We start from the raw sequence: 18,388 nt of genomic DNA, 5'->3' as shown, positions 1-18,388 counted from the left end.
CTTTAATTTACGTTCAATTCTAAGGATTCTTTTTTGCAGCTTAAATACGTTAAAATCCGTACCCTTGTTGCAAATATGCAGTGATTATGGACTGGGATTATCTTCGATATATAAGGGCCCTTGCAATAGGCGGAACGCTTGCAAAAGCCGGTGAAATTCTGGGTGTTCACCAAACGACTGTTTTACGGCGACTTGATCAGATGGAAGAGTCGCTGGGGGTGCAATTTTTTGAGCGTAACCAGAGTGGATTGCAGCTCACCCCCGTGGGAGAAATGGCGTTTCGGGAGGCTGAAAGGCTGGCTACCGATATGGAAAACCTGGAACGCAAACTGGTGGGGGATGATTCCGCACCGGTAGGCAAGGTCAGGGTGGCCGCCGAAGACGTGATGATGAATGAGCTGCTTAGCCCGATTCTGGCCGAGATGGTGCGCACCTATCCCGAGATTGAGCTGGAAGTTCTCACCGATAACGATGTGGCTAATCTCAGCCACCGGGAAGCCGACCTTACCCTTCGGCCGGAGAACAAGCCCCAGGCAACGCTGGAGGGTGAACGGATTGCCGCAATCGAATCCGCGGTCTATGGCGCAGCAAAATACTGCCGCCGGCACCGGAACATGGATATTGAGAATCAGCCGGAAGGCTGTACCTGGATACTGCCAGACGAATCCTTCAGCCACCTGGCAACGGGGCGCTGGTACCGCAAACAGCTGAAAAATGTCACGTCGGTGATTCGCTGCAATAGCCTGCAGTCCATGCATGCCCTTGCCCGGGCCGGGGCAGGCCTGGCGGTGCTGCCCTGTTACCTGGGCGACGCCACCAGGGAATTGCGGCGGCTGTCTGATCCTCTGGAGGGCGAAAGCATCGACCTCTGGCTCCATGTGAATCAGGATACCCAGCAGATGGCTCGGGTAAGAATAGTCATGGAGTTTCTGGTAGAGCGCTTGCAGGGTCTGGAATCAGTGATCGAGATTTCGGGGGGGCTGTAGCTCAATCTTCGGCCGAGCAGAACGGCCAGAACTGATACCAGCGCCAACACTGGAATTCCGCTTCGCACTGCTGCAGCTGGTTGTGATAGCGGAAGGCCCTGGCGCGGACCCGGCTGGCCAGGGCCTGAAGCTGAGGCTTGCGGTCGAAGGAGCGACGGGCGTAGCCGGTTCTTCCTTCATGGTAAGCCAGGTATAGTTCCCGTGGGGCAGTATAGGGGATGCCCAGTTGTTGGTGGCTCAGGCGGTTATACCAGCCAACAAAATCCAGGGCATACTTCATGTCGCTGCGTACCGTCAGCCAGTCACCATCGTTTGCTGCCAGGTATTCCTGCCAGGCTGGATCAAGGGCCTGGGCGTAACCGAAGGCTGTGGTTGGTCTTGCCCACGGAATCAGACCCCACAGCCGGGTACGCGGTGGTCTGGCATGGCTTCGAAACGATGATTCGTAATAGACAAAGGCCATCTGGGTGGCAATGGGGGTTCCCCAGCGTTGTTGTGACGCGCTGGCATAGTCGTACCAGACCGGATGCTCCCGGAAAATGTCGCAAAGGTTTTCCGGTCTCGCCGGGGGATCCGGAGCCAGCAGGCTGAAGCGGAGCGTGGTCCAGATCCCGATCAGTAGGCCGGCCACCGGTGGCCCGTACCATTTGGCCAGGCGAAGCCAGCGTGCTTTTTCAGCCTTACGGCGGCCCTTTTTCTTTCGGCCTGACCTGTTGCGTATTCCTACCAAACTGTCATCTCCTGAACCCCTGGATTGCTTGCTGCCAGCCTTGGGCCCATGGCATAAGAGAGGCATTGCATTAGCCAGGATGATAGGTAAATGAAGCGATTGGCCCTAGTTAAACCTGTTTTAGTCGTTGCCATGCTTGGCGTGGGCTCAGCTCAGGCGGCCCCGGATGCCGCCAGTGTGCTCGAAGCCTCCCCGATTGACGACATTGTTGAGCAATACCCGGCGATGCTAAGCCAGGGTATTCGGGAAGGGCTGAAACAACGCGGTCAGGTGCCACCCATGGTGGCGGATACCGTTGGTTATGTGGTGAGCAGCAGTTTCAGCGCCGACAAAATTGAGCAACAGATCATTACCGATCTGCAAGCACAGCTCACGGACGAACAGCTTCAGGCGGTAAGTGAGTGGTACCGGACACCCGTCGCCCGAAAAATCTCGAGCGCAGAGATTGCCGCCTCGGCGCCGGAAGCCTGGCCGCAGATACAGGCCAGCGCGCCGGAATTGAATCGAAAGTACAAAGGCACTCCCAAAGCCGAGATGTTCGATCGATTCGACCGGGCCGCCCGGGCAACCGAAAGCGCGGTGGATACCACCATTGCTGTTCAGTTGGGGTTGGCCACTGCCATGTCGGCGCTCAGCAGCGAATCAATGCACTACGAGCAGTTGGAGCGCCGTATCGAAAACCAGCGAGGAATGCTTCGGGGTGTGGTTGGCCAGCAGGTCTACGACAGCTATCTTTATACCTACGACAAGGTGAGCGCCCAGGAGCTGGCACTGTACCTGGAGTTCCTCGAAAGCCCCGCCGGTAAGCAGTTTTCTCAGGTTGTGACCAGCAGTATTCAGCAGGCGATCATGGAGCCTGTCGAGAGCATTGGACGGCAGATATCGAGGTTTATGGCACCGCCGGCAGGATCGGAGTAGGACGCACTCCGGCCGGCGTCAGAGATATTCCGAACACCGGCCGGGCCAATCATCGGATCAGCTGCGGCTGGTGACTTCCAGCAGGTGGTAGCCAAACTGGGTCTTGATGGGGCCGATCACAGTATTGAGCTCGCTGTTGAAAACGGCTTTGTCGAACTCCGGCACCATCTGGCCCGGGCCGAAAGAGCCCAGATCGCCGCCGTTACGGCCGGAAGGGCAGGACGAGTGCTGCTTGGCGACTTCGGCGAAATCCTGGCCACCTTCGATCGCTTTCTTCAGTTCCTCACACTTGGCTTCACTGTCTACCAGAATGTGGCGTGCGGTTGCTTGTGCCATGATCAATTTCCTGTCGTTGGGTGAATGGAACACAGACCGGAATGCTGCCCTCAGCGGCGTTCTGAGGCAAGCGGTTTTTGTCCGTGTTTCTGCGGCCTCACAGTCTCTGGTGCAAACCTGTACAATGCCGGCTTTCTTTTCGCCGGCTCTCGTCGGCCTCTACTTCGACAGGTTTGTTTCTTGATTTCCACCGCCAATCTCACCATGCAGTTCGGGGCTCGGCCCCTGTTTGAAAATGTGTCCGCCAAATTCGGCAACGGCAATCGTTACGGCCTGATCGGGGCCAACGGCTGCGGTAAATCCACCCTGATGAAAATTCTGGGTGGTGATCTGGAGCCATCGGCGGGCCAGGTCATGCTGGAACCGAATACCCGGCTCGGCAAGCTCCGTCAGGACCAGTTTGCCTATGAGCAATGCTCAGTGATGGACACTGTGATTATGGGCCACGAAGAACTCTGGAGTGTGAAAAAAGAGCGGGACCGCATTTATTCGCTGCCGGAGATGAGTGAGGAAGACGGTATGGCCGTGGCAGACCTGGAAGTGCAGTTTGCCGAAATGGATGGCTACACCGCGGAATCCCGAGCCGGTGAGTTGCTGCTGGGCCTGGATATTCCACTGGAGCAGCATAACGGCCCCATGAGTGCTCTGGCGCCGGGCTGGAAACTGCGTGTGCTGCTGGCACAGGCTCTGTTTTCTGACCCCGACGTACTGTTGCTGGATGAGCCCACCAACCACCTGGACATCAACACCATCCGCTGGCTGGAAAACATCCTGGTGGCCCGCAACAGCACCATGATCATCATCTCTCACGACCGTCACTTTCTGAACAGTGTATGTACCCACATGGCGGACCTGGATTATGGTGAGCTGCGCCTGTTCCCCGGTAACTACGACGAATACATGACCGCCGCCACCCAGGCCCGAGAGCGCATGCTGGCGGACAACGCCAAGAAAAAAGCCCAGATTGCGGAATTGCAGCAGTTCGTCAGCCGCTTCTCCGCGAACGCCTCCAAGGCCAAACAGGCCACCTCTCGCGCCCGTCAGATCGACAAGATCCAGTTGGAAGAGGTGAAGCCCTCAAGCCGCGTGAGTCCCTTTATCCGCTTCGAGCAGGGCAAGAAGCTGCATCGTCAGGCCGTGACTCTGAAAGGTCTGACCAAGGGCTTCGATGAAGGCCCCTTGTTCAAAAACCTGGATCTGCAGATTGAGGCGGGAGAACGCGTGGCTGTTATTGGCCCGAACGGGATTGGTAAAACCACACTCCTGCAATGCCTGGCTGGCGCTTATGAGCCAGATTCCGGCGAGGTGAAATGGACCGACAGTGCCGAGGTTGGATATTTCGCCCAGGACCACACCGCGGATTTTGCCCGCGACGAGACCCTCACCGACTGGATGGCGCAATGGACCACCGGCGGCGAACAATTAGTGCGCGGCACGCTGGGGCGAATGCTGTTTTCCGGTGATGATATTGGCAAGTCTGTAAAGGTAATCTCGGGGGGTGAGCAGGGCCGCATGCTGTTCGGCAAACTGATTCTGCAGAAACCGAATGTAATGCTGATGGACGAGCCCACCAACCACCTGGATATGGAGTCTATCGAGGCGCTGAACCTGGCGCTGGAGAACTATCCGGGTACACTGATTTTCGTGAGCCATGATCGGGAGTTTGTTTCTTCGCTGGCGACGCGGATTATTGAACTCACGGCTGATGGGGTGACTGACTTCAGTGGCTGCTATGATGATTATCTTCGGAGCCAGGGCTACCTATGAATGAATCACAGGTTGTAAGCGCCACCCGGCAATGGGTTGAAGAAGTGGTGGTTGGTTACAACCTCTGCCCCTTCGCCAAGCGCGAGTTGGTCAAGAACCGCGTGCGTTTTGTCGTTAGCGAGGCAGAGAACGAGGATGAGCTGCTACAGGCATTGCAGTCAGAATTGCAGCGCCTGGAAGATGAGCCGGACGTCGAAACCACGTTGTTGATCCATCCTGGTGTGTTGCAGGATTTTCTCGCCTACAACGAATTTCTTGATGCCGCGGATGCCTTGCTGAGCTATCTGGAGCTGGAAGGTGTCTTTCAGGTTGCCAGTTTCCATCCGGACTATCAGTTCGCCGGCACCGATGCCGGGGCCGCGGAAAACTACACCAATCGCTCGCCGTACCCCATGCTGCACCTGTTGCGGGAAGCAAGCCTGGAAGCGGCTATTGATCACTATCCGGACGTAGATGGTATTCCCGACCGGAATATTGCGTTGATGAATGAGCTCGGTGTGGAGAAGATGCGTACTATTCTGAAACGGTGCACTGATGCCGAAACCTGACATTCCGAGCCTCTGAGTTGTAACGGAAATGACTGAGCATCGAACCCGTCCCACCACTACATTTCGGATCTGAAACTGAACGCGAGGATCGGGGAGACCCTGAAGGCCTCCCTTGATCAGTTGTGAGCGTTATTTACATCAGGTTGTAGATGAACACCACGCCCACCGCAATCGGGGTGATGAAGCGCACGGTGACAAACCACAGGTTGAATGTACCCGGTGACAGGGCCAGCTCCTTCTCCATGGCCGGTTTCGACATCACCCAGCCCGCCATCAGCGCGACCAGTAGCCCGCCCAGCGGCAGCAAGATGTTGGCGGTGAAGAAGTCCAGCAGGTCGAAGATGGTTTTGCCTTCCAGCATCGGGATGAAGCCCAGCGGCGCGAAATCCGCCCACAGGTTCAGGGACAGAATCGAGGCAATACCCAGTGCCCAGCACACCGCGCCGGCGCCCAGGGTGCTGACGGTGCGGTTCATGCCTTTTTGTTCTTCCAGCCATTCAACGATCGGTTCCAGTAGGGAAATGCCAGAGGTCCAGGCGGCGAAAATCAGAAGTACAAAGAACAGGGTGCCGAACAGTGAGCCCATGGGCATCTGACCGAAGGCCAGGGGCAGGGTCTGGAAAATCAGGCCGGGGCCAGCACCGGGCTCCAGACCGTTGGCAAAGACGATCGGGAAAATGGCCAGGCCGGCCAGCAGGGCGACACCGGTATCAATCACCGAGACGGTAATGGAAGTTTTGGCGATAGAAATCTTCTTGGGCAGGTAGGAACCATAGGCCATCATCACCGCCATACCCAGGCTCAGGGTAAAGAACGCATGGCCCAGGGCCACCAGTACGCCGGAGGTGGTGAGCTTGGAGAAGTCCGGCTGGAACAGGAAGGCTGCCGCCTGGCCAAAGTGGCCGGTGGTCATGGCGTAGCCGACCACAATCAGTAGCAGTACAAACAGTGCCGGCATCAGAATGCTGACGGCTCGCTCCAGGCCGGAGCGCACACCTTTCGCCACCACCAGCATCACCAGGGCCATGAACACCGTGTGCCACAGCAACAGGGTGCCGGGATTGCTCAGCAGGCCGGAGAAAATCGCACCCACGGCATCTGCGGTCTGGCCGGAGAGCTGGCCGCTGGCGGTGGTGCCAACGTAGGAAATGGCCCAGCCACCAATCACCGAGTAAAACGACAGAATCAGGAAGCCGGCAAGAATGCCCACGGCGCCGACCAGTTTCCAGGCCGGGTTCAGTCCGTCCCGCTGGGCAATGGCCTTGATGCTGTTAACCGGGCTGTGGCCACCACGACGGCCGATCATCACCTCGGCCATCATGATGGGAATACCGATGATGGCGATACACAGCAGGTACACCAACACAAAAGCGCCACCGCCGTTTTCGCCGGTTACGTAGGGGAATTTCCAGATGTTTCCGAGGCCCACAGCGGAACCGGTGGCCGCGAGGATGAACGCGAGCCGTGATGACCAGAGCCCGCGCTGGGCATTGGAGCCCTCAAGGCTGCCGGAATAGGCAGCAGAACCGGATGATGAGACAGACATGGTTTTCTCCCGAAGGTCTTGTTGTTGTTACTGGGGTTAAAAATGGAGCCGCAGAGACTGCGGCTCCCAAGGGGAAGCACCGGTGTCAGGTTATCCGGTGCGAGACAGCCGCTGGGGCGCCAGCCCAGCACCCGCGGCATGCTTGGTGAACCGCTCTTCAGCCAGTTCATTGGCGATTTCACCGGTAGGGAGCCCGGTGCGGTCAGAACGGTTAAAAATTTCGGTCAGGGTGTCGCCGATGGTTTCCACATGGGCGCGCACTTTTTCCGGGGATGCCCCTGTGCGTTCGTAGAACACATCAATGATGCCGCCGGCGTTAATCGCGAAGTCCGGAGCGTACAGAATGCCCCGCTGTTTCAGTGCCGCGTCGTGTTCCGGGCGATCCAGCAGATTATTGGCCGCCCCTGCGACGATACCGGCGCGAATGGCAGGAATACTGCGGTCGTTCAGGACGGCGCCCATGGCGCAGGGTGCGATAACATCCACGGGCAGAGTCAGTATGTCTTCCGCCGAGGCGGCGTGTGCGCCGAGCTGGTCGACAGCCCTCTGCATGTTGTCGGCGTGAATATCGTTCACCCAGATTTCAGCACCGGCGTCTTTCAGGTGTTGGGCCAGGCGGAATCCGACATTACCGATGCCCTGGATGGCCACTTTCAGGCCGGTAAGGTCGTCGCTGCCGAGTCGGTGTTTTACTGCTGCTCTGAGGCCAACAAAGGTGCCGTAAGCGGTGACAGGAGAGGGATCCCCGTTACTGGGGGTGCCGTCGAATCCGGTACGGTAGGCAACGCCGGCCACATGGCGGGTATGGCGCCCCATCACTTTCAGATCCGGCACGCTGGTGCCGGAGTCCTCGGCCGCAATGTACTGGCCCCCCAGGCTTTCCAGATGCTTGCCCATAGCTTCCAGCAGGGCTTGTGTTTTGTGCTTGCGCGGATCGCCAATAATCACGGATTTGCCACCACCCAGGTCCAGATTGGCCAGGGCCGATTTGTAGGTCATTCCCCTGGACAGGCGAAGCACATCTCGCAGCGCTTCTTCATCACTGGCGTAAGGGAACATTCGGCAACCGCCTAAAGCGGGGCCGCGGGAGGTGTTGTGAATAGCGACAATGGCTTTGAGGCCGGTTTCGGCATCGCAGAAAAACGACAGGTGTTCGTGGTGATCGAACTCCGGATGGCTGAACAGCATGTTGAAATCCTCTCCCGCACAGCCGGATCCCGGCGGCAGGTTCTGTCTTGTTTTTGTCGGTCTGGCTTGTGGCCAGGGTGTCGATTTCAGGTGTCCTCCCGAAGGATTGGTCGGGTTGCCCTTTTGGGGCTGGACGAAATTCAAGCTAATGCAAGTTTACGTGAACGTCAACCTTGGCGGCCGGCGGAATTGTGACCTTGTTTGATTTAATCATCTAAATGCCTGAGCACCGGTAAGAAAAAAAACGCTTAATGGTGGTTTTTACCTATACGCGTTTTGCACTATCCGGCTTAGCTTCTTCAGATGTCTGTCGCCTCCTATCCTTATCAGTTTGATTCGCGGAAAGTCCGTTCCGAGTTCTTCCGCCTGCTCCCCATCTCATTCTTTGTGGTGGCGTTTGGTGCTGCCTTTGGTCTGGCTGCCATTCAGGAAGGGTTGACGCCGCTGCAGTCGATTCTCATGAGCACAACCGTGTTTGCCGGCGCTTCGCAGTTTGCGGCGGTGGATATCTGGGGCGCTGACGTGTCGGTTCTGCCATTGATTGCCGTGGTTTTCGCCATCAATTCCCGGCACTTGCTGATGGGCGCCTCGCTTTACCCGATGCTGAGAGAAGTCTCGCCCGGACACCGCTACGCGCTTTTGTTGTTGCTCACAGATGCCAACTGGGCGGTCTCGGCCCAGGATTATCAGAATGGCAGGCGCAACCTCGAAGTGATTATCGGTGGTGGTCTGGTGCTGTGGCTGGCCTGGATTTTTGGAACAGCCCTGGGCGTCTACTTCGGTGGTTTGTTTCAGAACCCCAAGGCATTCGGGCTGGATATGGTTCTGGGTTGTTTCCTGCTGGCCATGGCTCTGGGCGGTAAGAAAACTCCACGGGTGCTGGTCGCCTGGTGCGTTGCCGGCGCGGCCTCCCTTGCCGCCTGGAAGTGGCTGCCACCCAATATGCACGTGGTGGTTGGCGCAATCGCCGGTGGTTTGGTCGGCTTGTTCTGGTTGGAGCCAAAAGCAGAGGTGGCGGATGACCCGCGGGAGGTGGCCGGTGACCATTGAGACCACAACCCTTGGTGTGCTGGCGCTGATTACCGTCATGACCGTGGTGACACTGATTACTCGTTTTGGCGGCGTGTTTGTGATGTCGTTTGTGCGCATCAACCCGCGGGTAGAGAGTTTCATCAATACCATGGCCAGCTCGGTGCTGATCGCCATCATCGTCCCCATGGCGGTGGCCGGCGATCCGGGTGCGCTGGCAGCACTGGTGGCCACGGCGGTTGCCATGTTGGTGCTACACAAGCCGCTTCCCGCTATCGCTATTGGCCTGTTGGCCGCTGCGACGGTTCGTTATTTGCTCTGATCTCGTCGGTGGGTATGGTTGAAAACTGCTCAAGTTTTCGGTGGTGGTGCCGTTAAGTGACCCAGTGTCACTGAGGTACCGCACCATGATTTCATCCAGCCAGATTTCCCTGTTCCAGGACAGCAGCCGCCAGGTATCGGCGTTCGACAGCTCCCAGCTGAGAATCCGCCAGTCTGCCACCCCGGTACCGGAAGGGCAGACTAATCGGGGCACCGAGTTGTCATTGTTCCGGCAGGCGGCGTATCGCTACAGCAGCCAGGAGCAGATGGCGTTTTCCAGCACCAGTGAGGTGACTGGAGACAACCGAGCGGCCACCTTCACCAGTTCGGAACTGGTCGAAAAGTCTTCAGAGCTGTTCCTGATGGGGCAGCAGGCGCTGACGGTTAGCCGCGCCGCCCTGGGGGGCGAAGCGGCTGCGGAATCGCCGAAGAGCCTGTCGGTTTCTGCCGGTCGCTATATGTTCTACTCCGAAAGCGAAACCCGCAGCTTCGCGTCGACTGGCAGCATCACCCTCGACAATGGTGAAACCATCGACTTTACCCTGTCGCTCAGACAGTCACAGTCCCGCAGCTATGAATACTCCGAGCTGATCCAGATTCAGGAGCGTCCCCTGACCGATCCGCTGGTGATCAACTTCGGCGCTTCTACCGCGCGACTGACCGACACCCTGTTTGAATTCGACATGACCGGCAACGGTGAGACTGCCCAGTTCGCCTCTCTGGGGGCGGGCAGCGGATATCTGGTTTTTGACCGCAATGGCAACGGTAAAGTGGACGATGGCAGCGAATTGTTTGGCCCGGAGAGTGGATCTGGCTTCAGCGAGCTGGCCGCGTTTGATGACGACGGGAATCGCTGGATAGACGCTAACGACGAAATATTCCAGTCCCTGTCGGTGTGGGTACAGACAGCTGATGGCGGCCAGGATCTTCGTTCACTGGCGGAGGTTGGGGTCCAGGCTCTGTACGTTGACAGTGTGGACGACCGCTTCACCCTGACCAATCCTCAGGGCGTGCCTCTGGGCCAGATCAAGGCCTCTGGTATTTACCTGACCACTGACGGTGAAGTCCGCACTCTGGAAGAACTGGATCTGGCGGAACAGAACACCGAGTCGGCGCCGGCGGTGGAAACCGCGCTTGGTGTTCGCAATGCTGAACCAGAGATGAGTGGCGCTGTCTCGGCGCGAATTGCGGCAATTCAAAACGCGCTGGAGAAACTGAACGAAATTCGTGAGAAACAGCAGGCGTTTATTGAGGCTTCAAAAGAGCAGGGTGAGGAAAAGTCCCCGCTGGATGGTTATCTGAAGATCATCGATAAGTTGCGGCTGGAGTTGCTGAACAGCCAGGATGAGAAGAAGCAGGCAGCCAGTCGGTATCTGGAATTCGCCAGGCTTTGAACTTGATGCCGAAGCTGAGCCAGCTCTGGGTTGGGGGTGGCCTCCCAAAAACCGCTACAAGCACCCGCAAGCGGGTCCAGTCAGCAATCACAGATTGCTGTCGTTCGGCTGCGTATGAAGCTTCGCTTCATAAACACTTGCCTTACCCATGTGCGCTTCTCTCCGGCCATCCATGGCCTCCGACATTTTTGGGAGGCCACCCCCAACCCAGAGCCCCTAGCGCGCGGTTTCTTCAGGCATCGGGTTGGTGTCCAGCAACGCCAGCTCGCCGATCCCCGGTAATTTGATCCCCAATGCCATGGGATTGATCCCCAGCGACAACCCCAGAATATTCACTTCCAGACCCTCTCGAACCCCGGCCAGCACACCGAAATATCCACCCAGGGACAGCTGATAACCGGCGCCACCAGGGCTTGGCGCAACCAGCCGGTCCCCCAGGTAGTCCTTGCCGATGGCATGGCTGGGCAGGGCTACGTCGAGCCCCGGCGTTTCCCGTATCACCCAGGCTACGAAGGTATTGCTGTTTGGCCCCGGCCAGGCTTCGTATTCGGTGGGGTAGGGATAGCTTTCTACTGCCTGGTAGATCTGCGGAATCAAGGCCGCGGCTTTCTCTCCCCGGATGTCTGCATACAGTTCCGGTCTGGCGCCGTACCAGTGTCTGTCCGGGTCGCCGGGGCGGGAATTGACCACGTAGTTGCGCCAGCCGGTGACCTCGTGCACCTGATAATAATCAGCGCCCGGTTCTTTCGTAGCAATCCAGGGATGTACCGCAAAGTAACCTCGCCAGCTCCAGGCGCGTGCGCCATAGACCTGAACAATGGCTTCCTCCACCTGTTCCGGTCGGGGCGCTATACCGGCGCTTTCCCGGCTGGCGGTACGCCAGCTCTCCGCAACCTCAAGGCTGCTGCTGGCGGCCAACAGAAGGGGGCCGCCCAGAAGCAACAGCAGGGCGCCGAGCAGGCCCGCGGCGTATTTGAGAAGTCGTTTCATTTACAGGTCCGGTTCGAGTATTTCCAGCATGCTACAGGCAAGATGATACGCCTTTTGACGGTCAATGGATGAAGCAGGTTAAAGAATGGTAGTTTGCCCAAGCTCGCGCTGGCTTCTAGGCTCAAGGTGTAAATATTCTTGAGTCAGGAGGCTGTCATGTCTGATCACCATGTCTACAAAAAAGTGGAAATCGTAGGCTCGTCAAAGACGAGCATTGAAGATGCCATTCAGAACGCGCTGGATGAGTGCGGGAAGAGTATTCGCAATATGGAGTGGTTCGAGGTAACGGAAACCCGTGGCCATATTGTCGACGGAAAGGTGGGGCATTATCAGGTAGGCCTGAAAATTGGTTTCCGGATTGCCGACAGCTAAACAAGTTTAGCCACTTCGTATGGCGCGGTGCCGGATGGTGGTCACGAGGTGATTCAAAAGCTCCCGCGCCTCGCCGTCATGCAGGCTGTGAAATTTGTCGTGCAGGACTCTCCGGTCGTGATCGGAAGCACCGTGCCGGACTTCTTTCACCAGGTCCAGGTACTGGCAGGCCGCGAGGTGGGCCTTGATTTCCACGTCAATGAGCCGGGTGAGCAGTTCATCCACGGTTTCGTGGCAGAAGGGGCGGTGCTGGTTCAGGTGGTTTCTGGCGTCCAGAGCGGCGTTTCTGGCCTCCAGGCGTAAGTCGCCGGTGGATTCACCGGCTTCGACGGTTCGCAGAAACTGGCCCAGGCGTTCGTGCAGATGCCATATGGCCGGCCAGGTCTTCTGGTAGGCTTCCATTTCGGTTTGGTAACGGGTCTGATCCAGTAATGAATGGCTGGTCGAGGGGCTGTGATCTGAGCGGTTGAATTGGCTGACCCGGATGTCATCCATTTCACGCCAGAGGGTGTCCGACCTTTCCCTCAATGCGTTGAGCTGGCTCTGGTTTTTGTTTCTCAATCGGGCCGCCAGTATCAGGCTGAGCAGCGCCAGCACAAAGGCGCCCATTGCCACCATCAGGGGCGGGTCCAGTGAGGTGAGTATGCTTGCTGGCAGACCGGTATCCATGGCCGTTCACCTGATTGAAGTTCTGTCCTGGTCAATCAGTATACAGACTATTGGGGTGTTTGTTGTTTAAACGGCAGTAAGGTTTCCGCCTCGGCAAAATACCCTTGCACCTGCTCTGCTTCTTCCCGGGTGAAGTTGGCAATGGCGTCCCTGAATCCCGGATGCTGTATGCCGTGCCAGGAGTGGGTGATCACCGGCTCAAACCCCCGAACCAGTTTGTGTTCGCCCTGGGCGCCGGCATCAAACTGTGTCAGCCCAAGCGCCAGCGCCAGCTCGATTCCCTGGTAGTAACAGGTCTCGAAATGCAGGTGATTGTACTCGTCCAGGCAGCCCCAATAGCGGCCGTAAAGCGTGGTTTTTCCCGCCAGAAACAGGGCCCCGGCAATCATTTCGCCCTGTTTGACCGCCATGATCACGTGCATATGCTCGGGTAGTCGTTCTCTCAGCAATTCAAAAAAACGCTTGTTCAGGTAAGGTCTCTGACCCCGTTTCAGGTAGGTGGCCTGGTAGAACACATAGAAGGCGGCCAGAACCTGGTCTGGAATATCCTTGCCATGGAAGCGGGCAAAGGTGATGCCCTGTTCCGCCACTTGCCGGCGTTCCTTGCGAATGGATTTGCGTTTGCGGGAATTCAATGCCGCCAGATAATCCTCGAAGCTGTGGTAGTTGTGGTTGTGCCAGTGGAATTGGCAGCCGATGCGATGGAGTTCATCGTCATGTGCCAGCAGTTGCTGGTCCTCGGCGTTGGGAAACAGTAAGTGCCAGGAGTGTGCACCCAGTTGGTGTGTCAGGGTATCCAGCAAGTCGTGCAGGCGTTCGGGTGTCAGCTGTCGCCGCACCTCAGCGTCCAGCAGCAGCCGGGGTCCGGCAGACGGTGTGAACGGAATGGCGAGCAACAGCTTTGGATAATAGGGCAGGCCGTATCGCTGGTAGGCGTCGGCCCAGGCCCAGTCGAACACATATTCACCCATGGAGTGGGTTTTCAGGTAGGCGGGGGCCAGGCCTGCAATCCGGCCTTCGTGTTTGAATACCAGGTGGCTGGGTGTCCACCCTGTTTCGGTGCGGGTGCAGCCGCTCTCTTCCAGTGCCTGAAAGAATTCGTATCGAAGAAACGGGTTGGAGACCCCTGCCAGCCGTTGCCAGTCCGATTTCGGGATGTCGGCAATACTGGCTCGGGTCTCCAGAGTGAGTTCGCGTGGCGCGTTTTCTGACATGGTTGGTTTCAGGTCGTTGACGAATACCTTCTACCATACGCCAGAACCCGCCATTTGATCACTCCTTGTCTTGCTTCCCACCGTTGCCGCAGCGTTCCTGCATTTTTTCCTGCCACTGGTTCATGCGTTTTTCCTGTTTGGCCTGTCGTTCCTGATGGATCTCCGCCCAGATCTGGCGCTGTTCCTCGTTCAGTTTCAGGCGATCGGCCATTTCTGCCCGGTACTTTTCCCTTTCGGCCTGGCGCTCTGCACGGTTAAAGGGGCCTTTGCCTTCACGGAAGTTCTCGCACAGTTCCTGTTTGTCCCACTTGCCATTATGGTGGTGTTTGCCGTGCCGATCTGCCAGAACAGCCGGGCTCGCGGCCATCAGGCTTGCCATCAGTACACCGGCGGTTAACAGGGTGGTTTTTGCTTTCATGGGTCTTTCCTCGTCGTTGTTCACAATGGATGATGGCCATGCTACGCCGGCGCAACGTCAGATGGTGTCAGGGCTACGTAAAGGTTCCGTAAAGGCCGGGAGCCCGCCCGCAGCGGTACAGAAGGGCCATGCTAGACTGTGGCCGTCACATCCCAGAGAGAAGACTGTGCAGAACCGGGTACTGTTGATTGAAGATGACGACGAGTTACGGGAGCTGCTGGCCCGCTACCTTGCCAGCCAGGGCTTCAGTGTACGTGAGGCGGCCAATGGTCGTGATGGGCTGGCCCTTGCGCTGGGCCAGGATTGTGACATTGTGGTGCTGGACATTATGCTGCCGGATATCAATGGCCTGGATGTTCTGAGGGAACTCCGGGGCAAGACGCACCTACCCGTGATCCTGTTGACGGCCCGTGGCGATGAAACCGACCGGATTGTCGGCTTTGAGGTGGGCGCCGATGATTACATTCCCAAGCCCTGCAACCCCAGGGAGTTGGTGGCGCGGCTGCAAGCACTGCTTCGTCGCATCGCCTGGGACCAGAAAACCGAGGTGGACGCCAGCCGGACCTATGGTGACTTGCGGGTAGAGCCCGGACAACGCCGCATCTATCAGAATGACGCGCCCCTGGAACTGACCGGCACCGAATATGAAGTGCTTCAGGTGTTGCTGGCTCATGCCGGCAGCGTGGTCCGCAAGACCGATCTGATGCAGTGGGCGCTGGGGCGCCGCCTTGAGGCCTACGACCGCACTCTGGATATGCACATCAGCAATCTTCGCAAGAAACTGGGCAATGATGACCCACCCCGCATCGAGACGGTGCGAGGACTGGGATACAGCTACCGGATACCCACATGTTGAAGCGCTTTATGTTTCCTCTGTTCTGGCGGATTTTTCTATCCATCTGGCTGGCCATGGCGGTAACCGTGGTGGCCAGCCACCTTGCCTCGCGTTATCTGTTGGACCGGGAACGGCAGGCGATTGAACGCCAGGTGGGTTTGCAGGAACTGGCCCGGGAGGCCCTGGCTATTCGCGAACAGCAGGGCCGGGGCGATGCCTGGCGTTTTTTGCGTTCCGAGGGTGAACGCCTGGATTTGCACCTGATGCTGATTGAAAAGGAGCAGGGTCAGCATCGATTGCCCCGGGCGATTCGGGAACGAATCCAGTCCGGTTGGTACCCCCATAAGCCGGCAGTGCTGGACCTGCCGGAAGGCTATCAGTTAGTGGCCTGGCCCCGGATGGGGGGCGATGGGTGGCTGGACCCGAGAATGTTCCGGTTTGTGGAAATGGGACTGGCCTTCCTGCTGATTTCGCTGGCTTGTTGGTGGATTGCGCGAATGGTCTCGCGGCCGTTGAGACACATGGAGGGAACCGCCCGGGCGATTGCCGGGGGGGATACTGGGCTGCGGGTTGCTGGTCGCATTGCCCGGCGCCGTGATGAAGTGGGCCAGTTGGCGACGGCATTCAACGGTATGACAGACCGGCTGTGCCAGCTGCTGGACCGTCAGAACCAGCTGTTGCGGGATATCTCCCATGATCTTCGTACCCCGCTGGCACGCCAGCGGGTGGCGATTGAACTGGCTTCGGACAGCGGCGCCGATGAGGCATTGATGACCAGTATTCTGCGCCAGAACGAGCGGCTGGAAACCATGACCGGCCAGATTCTGACCCTGTACCGGGTGTCCGAGAACGGCGGTGATATGGCGCGTGAGCCGGTCAAGCCGATGGTCCTGGTCAATCACGTGCTTCAGGATGCCGCCGATTATGCTGAGCACCAGCGCGTGGACTGCAAACTGGTGGCCTCGGAGGAGAGCAAAGCGGTGTCTGTGCTTGGCGACGGTGGTTTATTGCAGCGTGCGTTTGATAACGTGCTGCAAAACGCCCTGGATCACACGCCGCCGGGCAAATCGGTGAAGCTCTCTCTGTCCACGGGCAATGAGAGAATCCGTTTGATCGTCGCTGATGAGGGACCGGGTGCTCCTGAAGACCTGCTAAAACACTTGTTTGAGCCTTTTTTCCGGGCTGACAAATCCCGTGGTGGCAAAGGTTGGGGGCTGGGGCTCGCTATTGCCCGTGATATCATTCAGGCCCACGACGGGCACATCAGTGCCCGCAACCGGGACGAGGGTGGCCTGGAAGTGATCCTTGAGCTACCGGTCTTTGTCGGAGGCTGAGGAATCGGCGTTCGGGCTTTGATCCGGTGCGTTGTCACTGTCCGGTTTCAGCTTGCTGGCGGCAGAAAAATCAATGCCTTCCTGCAGCTCGTCCTCATCAAACCGGATGCCGCAGGCGGCCTTACGTATCCGCGCAGGGGCCGCGGTCCCGGGTTGGGTCTGTTCGTTGTCTTCGGTCGTCATAGGATCGCCCATGAGTAAGGATTACCCGATTCCTGCAGGATACCTTGAGCGGGAAACGGAAGTGAAGAAAAGCCGTTTTATTGCCCGAGTGTATCCCGTCAGTGACCGGGACGACGTACGAACATACGTTGACCAGGCCCACCGCGACTACCCCGATGCCCGTCATGTCTGCTGGGGGTATCAGATCGGCCGGCCCGGCTCTGCGGCCGAGGCTGCCATGAATGATGATGGTGAGCCTTCCGGAACCGCCGGCAAACCCATTCTGGGCGTGATTCAGCACAAGGATATGGGCGACGTACTGGTGATCGTTATCCGCTATTTTGGTGGCATCAAGCTTGGAGCCGGTGGCCTGGTTCGGGCCTATGCCGGCGCCGCCGAAAGTGTGTTATCCGCGGTGGACCGTGTGGTACAGCAGGCCCGCGTGCAGGCGATGGTGCAGTTCGGGTTTGCCGATGAGCAACCGCTGAGGCACTGGTGTGAGGGGCATGAGGGCCGTATCGAAGACATTACCTACAGTAGCAAAGTGACCGCCAGCGTCTCGGTGCCGGAAACAGAACAGGAAGCGTTCGGGGCGTTTTGTGAGGCTCACCGGATGGATTACCGTTTTGACACCTGAACAGCAGATTCAAGCCGCGAGCGGATCACGGGCGTATACTGGTAACAGACAGAACCACGGAGTTAAGCCTATGCGTATTCTGATGATCGCCGCGCTGGCACTGACCATGGCCGGCTGTGCCAGCAATGTAGTGACGGACTACAACTCGGCCACCGTCTTTGGCAACTACAGCAGTTGGGCGTTTGCGGATAACCCGCAGGATTCCGGTTTTACCTCGCTGGATGATGCCCGGGTTCGGGACGCGGTGGAGCGGGAGCTGAACCGGAAGGCCATGAAGAAAGTTTCCGGGAGCGAGGCAGATCTCCTGATCAGCTGGCAGATCGTGCCTGAAGAACGGCTGGAGCAAGTGGGCGTTGGCCTGGGTTTCGGCTTTGGTCATGGCAATTTCGGCTGGGGGCTGTCGGCGCCGCCACCGGTGCGGGAGATTACCGAAGGCAAACTGGTGGTCAGGCTGGCTGATCGCACTAGCGGAGAAGTGGTCTGGCAAGCCGCGAGCCGGCGCTATCTCAATGAAAACCAGTCTCCGGAAACCCGCCGCGAGCTGATTGACGAGGTTGTCTCGGAAATGTTTTCCAAATACCCTCCGGGCCTGAACTGATTGCAGATAAAGGCGTAATCATGGGTATGAACAAGCGCAAGGGTGGTCTGGTGTTCTCCACGGATCAGGGGCGGATGTGCCCTGAGTGCCGGAACCCGCTGGATGACTGCACCTGCCAGGCGGCGCAGAGGCCGGCTGGAGACGGTATTGTGCGCGTTAGCCGGGAGACAAAGGGGCGCAAAGGCAAGGGCGTGACCCTGGTGACCGGTATTCCGCTCGACGACAAAGAACTGAAAGCCTACGCCAAACAGCTAAAGGCCAAATGCGGTACAGGTGGTACAGTAAAAGACGGAGTGGTGGAGATACAGGGCGACCAGCGAGATATTCTGGTGCCGTTACTGGAGCAGAAAGGCTGGACCGTCAAGCGCGCGGGCGGCTAACGTTCTGAAACTACCA

Annotated in this window: 22 protein-coding genes; 13 read left to right on the top strand and 9 right to left on the bottom strand. The window is 58.0% G+C overall.

Features of this window, described 5'->3' with window-relative positions; translation table 11 throughout:
- Positions 1–86 precede the first annotated feature (86 nt).
- On the top strand, positions 87–986 hold the full coding sequence (locus ACF8YQ_RS13070) for a LysR substrate-binding domain-containing protein (protein ID WP_396621642.1): 900 nt from the start codon (positions 87–89) through the stop codon (positions 984–986).
- 1 nt (position 987) lies between these two features.
- Here the strand turns inward: ACF8YQ_RS13070 and ACF8YQ_RS13065 are convergent, their stop codons facing one another.
- Positions 988–1,617 carry a lysozyme-like domain containing protein gene (locus ACF8YQ_RS13065; protein ID WP_396623304.1) on the bottom strand — a complete coding sequence of 210 codons (630 nt, stop codon included), beginning with the start codon at positions 1,615–1,617 and terminating at the stop codon, positions 988–990.
- Between the two features lie 189 nt (positions 1,618–1,806).
- Here ACF8YQ_RS13065 and ACF8YQ_RS13060 point away from each other — a divergent pair, with 189 nt between their 5' ends.
- Positions 1,807–2,634 (top strand): DUF2059 domain-containing protein, encoded by an 828-nt coding sequence (locus ACF8YQ_RS13060; protein ID WP_041654895.1) that lies wholly within the window; start codon positions 1,807–1,809, stop codon positions 2,632–2,634.
- A 57-nt stretch (positions 2,635–2,691) separates the two neighbouring features.
- Here the strand turns inward: ACF8YQ_RS13060 and ACF8YQ_RS13055 are convergent, their stop codons facing one another.
- Positions 2,692–2,970, bottom strand: a complete 279-nt coding sequence (locus ACF8YQ_RS13055) for a peptidylprolyl isomerase (RefSeq protein ID WP_008939100.1) — start codon at positions 2,968–2,970, stop codon at positions 2,692–2,694.
- A 180-nt stretch (positions 2,971–3,150) separates the two neighbouring features.
- Here ACF8YQ_RS13055 and ACF8YQ_RS13050 point away from each other — a divergent pair, with 180 nt between their 5' ends.
- Positions 3,151–4,737, top strand: coding sequence for an ABC-F family ATPase (locus tag ACF8YQ_RS13050; RefSeq protein WP_396621641.1), 1,587 nt, complete (start codon positions 3,151–3,153; stop codon positions 4,735–4,737).
- Positions 4,734–5,285, top strand: coding sequence for a DUF1415 domain-containing protein (locus tag ACF8YQ_RS13045; protein ID WP_011786325.1), 552 nt, complete (start codon positions 4,734–4,736; stop codon positions 5,283–5,285). Before ACF8YQ_RS13050 ends, ACF8YQ_RS13045 begins: the two co-directional genes overlap by 4 nt.
- 133 nt (positions 5,286–5,418) lie before the next feature.
- Here the strand turns inward: ACF8YQ_RS13045 and ACF8YQ_RS13040 are convergent, their stop codons facing one another.
- Positions 5,419–6,831: a sodium-dependent transporter gene (locus tag ACF8YQ_RS13040; protein WP_396621640.1), complete on the bottom strand. Its 1,413-nt coding sequence runs from the start codon at positions 6,829–6,831 to the stop codon at positions 5,419–5,421.
- A gap of 90 nt (positions 6,832–6,921) precedes the next feature.
- Positions 6,922–8,019 carry a Leu/Phe/Val dehydrogenase gene (locus ACF8YQ_RS13035; RefSeq protein WP_396621639.1) on the bottom strand — a complete coding sequence of 366 codons (1,098 nt, stop codon included), beginning with the start codon at positions 8,017–8,019 and terminating at the stop codon, positions 6,922–6,924.
- Positions 8,020–8,322: 303 nt separating this feature from the next.
- Here ACF8YQ_RS13035 and ACF8YQ_RS13030 point away from each other — a divergent pair, with 303 nt between their 5' ends.
- The 3 genes from ACF8YQ_RS13030 (at position 8,323) to ACF8YQ_RS13020 (ending at position 10,763) form a co-directional block, all read left to right on the top strand.
- The gene (locus tag ACF8YQ_RS13030; RefSeq protein WP_396621638.1) at positions 8,323–9,069 is read left to right on the top strand and encodes an AzlC family ABC transporter permease; all 747 of its coding nucleotides are present in this window, start codon (positions 8,323–8,325) and stop codon (positions 9,067–9,069) included.
- Positions 9,059–9,370, top strand: a complete 312-nt coding sequence (locus ACF8YQ_RS13025; RefSeq protein ID WP_396621637.1) for an AzlD family protein — start codon at positions 9,059–9,061, stop codon at positions 9,368–9,370. Before ACF8YQ_RS13030 ends, ACF8YQ_RS13025 begins: the two co-directional genes overlap by 11 nt.
- Before the next feature lie 85 nt (positions 9,371–9,455).
- Positions 9,456–10,763 (top strand): hypothetical protein, encoded by a 1,308-nt coding sequence (locus ACF8YQ_RS13020; protein WP_396621636.1) that lies wholly within the window; start codon positions 9,456–9,458, stop codon positions 10,761–10,763.
- A gap of 216 nt (positions 10,764–10,979) precedes the next feature.
- On the opposite strand, the gene ACF8YQ_RS13015 is transcribed toward ACF8YQ_RS13020, so the two are convergent.
- Positions 10,980–11,753, bottom strand: a complete 774-nt coding sequence (locus ACF8YQ_RS13015; RefSeq protein WP_396621635.1) for a DUF3750 domain-containing protein — start codon at positions 11,751–11,753, stop codon at positions 10,980–10,982.
- Positions 11,754–11,909: 156 nt separating this feature from the next.
- Here ACF8YQ_RS13015 and ACF8YQ_RS13010 point away from each other — a divergent pair, with 156 nt between their 5' ends.
- Positions 11,910–12,125: a dodecin gene (locus ACF8YQ_RS13010; RefSeq protein WP_014422233.1), complete on the top strand. Its 216-nt coding sequence runs from the start codon at positions 11,910–11,912 to the stop codon at positions 12,123–12,125.
- A gap of 6 nt (positions 12,126–12,131) precedes the next feature.
- On the opposite strand, the gene ACF8YQ_RS13005 is transcribed toward ACF8YQ_RS13010, so the two are convergent.
- From ACF8YQ_RS13005 to ACF8YQ_RS12995, 3 genes are read right to left on the bottom strand one after another with little or no spacing between them, the layout of a single operon-like run.
- The gene (locus ACF8YQ_RS13005; protein ID WP_396621634.1) at positions 12,132–12,794 is read right to left on the bottom strand and encodes a hypothetical protein; all 663 of its coding nucleotides are present in this window, start codon (positions 12,792–12,794) and stop codon (positions 12,132–12,134) included.
- Between the two features lie 47 nt (positions 12,795–12,841).
- A complete protein-coding gene (locus tag ACF8YQ_RS13000; RefSeq protein WP_396621633.1) occupies positions 12,842–14,008 on the bottom strand; it encodes a GNAT family N-acetyltransferase in 1,167 nt (388 codons plus the stop codon).
- 58 nt (positions 14,009–14,066) lie between these two features.
- A complete protein-coding gene (locus ACF8YQ_RS12995) occupies positions 14,067–14,426 on the bottom strand; it encodes a hypothetical protein (protein ID WP_396621632.1) in 360 nt (119 codons plus the stop codon).
- Positions 14,427–14,592: 166 nt separating this feature from the next.
- Here ACF8YQ_RS12995 and ACF8YQ_RS12990 point away from each other — a divergent pair, with 166 nt between their 5' ends.
- Both ACF8YQ_RS12990 and ACF8YQ_RS12985 read left to right on the top strand, forming a co-directional pair.
- Positions 14,593–15,282, top strand: coding sequence for a response regulator transcription factor (locus ACF8YQ_RS12990; RefSeq protein WP_022991478.1), 690 nt, complete (start codon positions 14,593–14,595; stop codon positions 15,280–15,282).
- On the top strand, positions 15,276–16,595 hold the full coding sequence (locus ACF8YQ_RS12985) for a sensor histidine kinase (protein ID WP_396621631.1): 1,320 nt from the start codon (positions 15,276–15,278) through the stop codon (positions 16,593–16,595). The genes ACF8YQ_RS12990 and ACF8YQ_RS12985 overlap by 7 nt, the downstream gene beginning before the upstream one ends.
- Here the strand turns inward: ACF8YQ_RS12985 and ACF8YQ_RS12980 are convergent.
- Positions 16,572–16,778 (bottom strand): hypothetical protein, encoded by a 207-nt coding sequence (locus ACF8YQ_RS12980; RefSeq protein WP_396621630.1) that lies wholly within the window; start codon positions 16,776–16,778, stop codon positions 16,572–16,574. The genes ACF8YQ_RS12985 and ACF8YQ_RS12980 overlap by 24 nt on opposite strands.
- A 10-nt stretch (positions 16,779–16,788) precedes the next feature.
- Here ACF8YQ_RS12980 and ACF8YQ_RS12975 point away from each other — a divergent pair, with 10 nt between their 5' ends.
- From ACF8YQ_RS12975 to ACF8YQ_RS12965, 3 genes are all read left to right on the top strand, one after another.
- Complete coding sequence (locus tag ACF8YQ_RS12975) at positions 16,789–17,394, top strand: YigZ family protein (protein WP_224849770.1); 606 nt, start codon at positions 16,789–16,791, stop codon at positions 17,392–17,394.
- Positions 17,395–17,464: 70 nt separating this feature from the next.
- A complete protein-coding gene (locus ACF8YQ_RS12970; RefSeq protein ID WP_396621629.1) occupies positions 17,465–17,992 on the top strand; it encodes a DUF4136 domain-containing protein in 528 nt (175 codons plus the stop codon).
- A gap of 20 nt (positions 17,993–18,012) precedes the next feature.
- Positions 18,013–18,372 (top strand): translation initiation factor Sui1, encoded by a 360-nt coding sequence (locus tag ACF8YQ_RS12965; RefSeq protein WP_014422224.1) that lies wholly within the window; start codon positions 18,013–18,015, stop codon positions 18,370–18,372.
- Positions 18,373–18,388 lie beyond the last annotated feature (16 nt).

This window comes from Marinobacter sp. W-8, from assembly GCF_044342215.1.
GTDB classification, from domain to species: Bacteria; Pseudomonadota; Gammaproteobacteria; order Pseudomonadales; family Oleiphilaceae; genus Marinobacter; species Marinobacter nauticus.
Note: the sequence above shows the minus strand (reverse complement) of the source record. Positions and strands in the feature narration are given on the sequence as shown.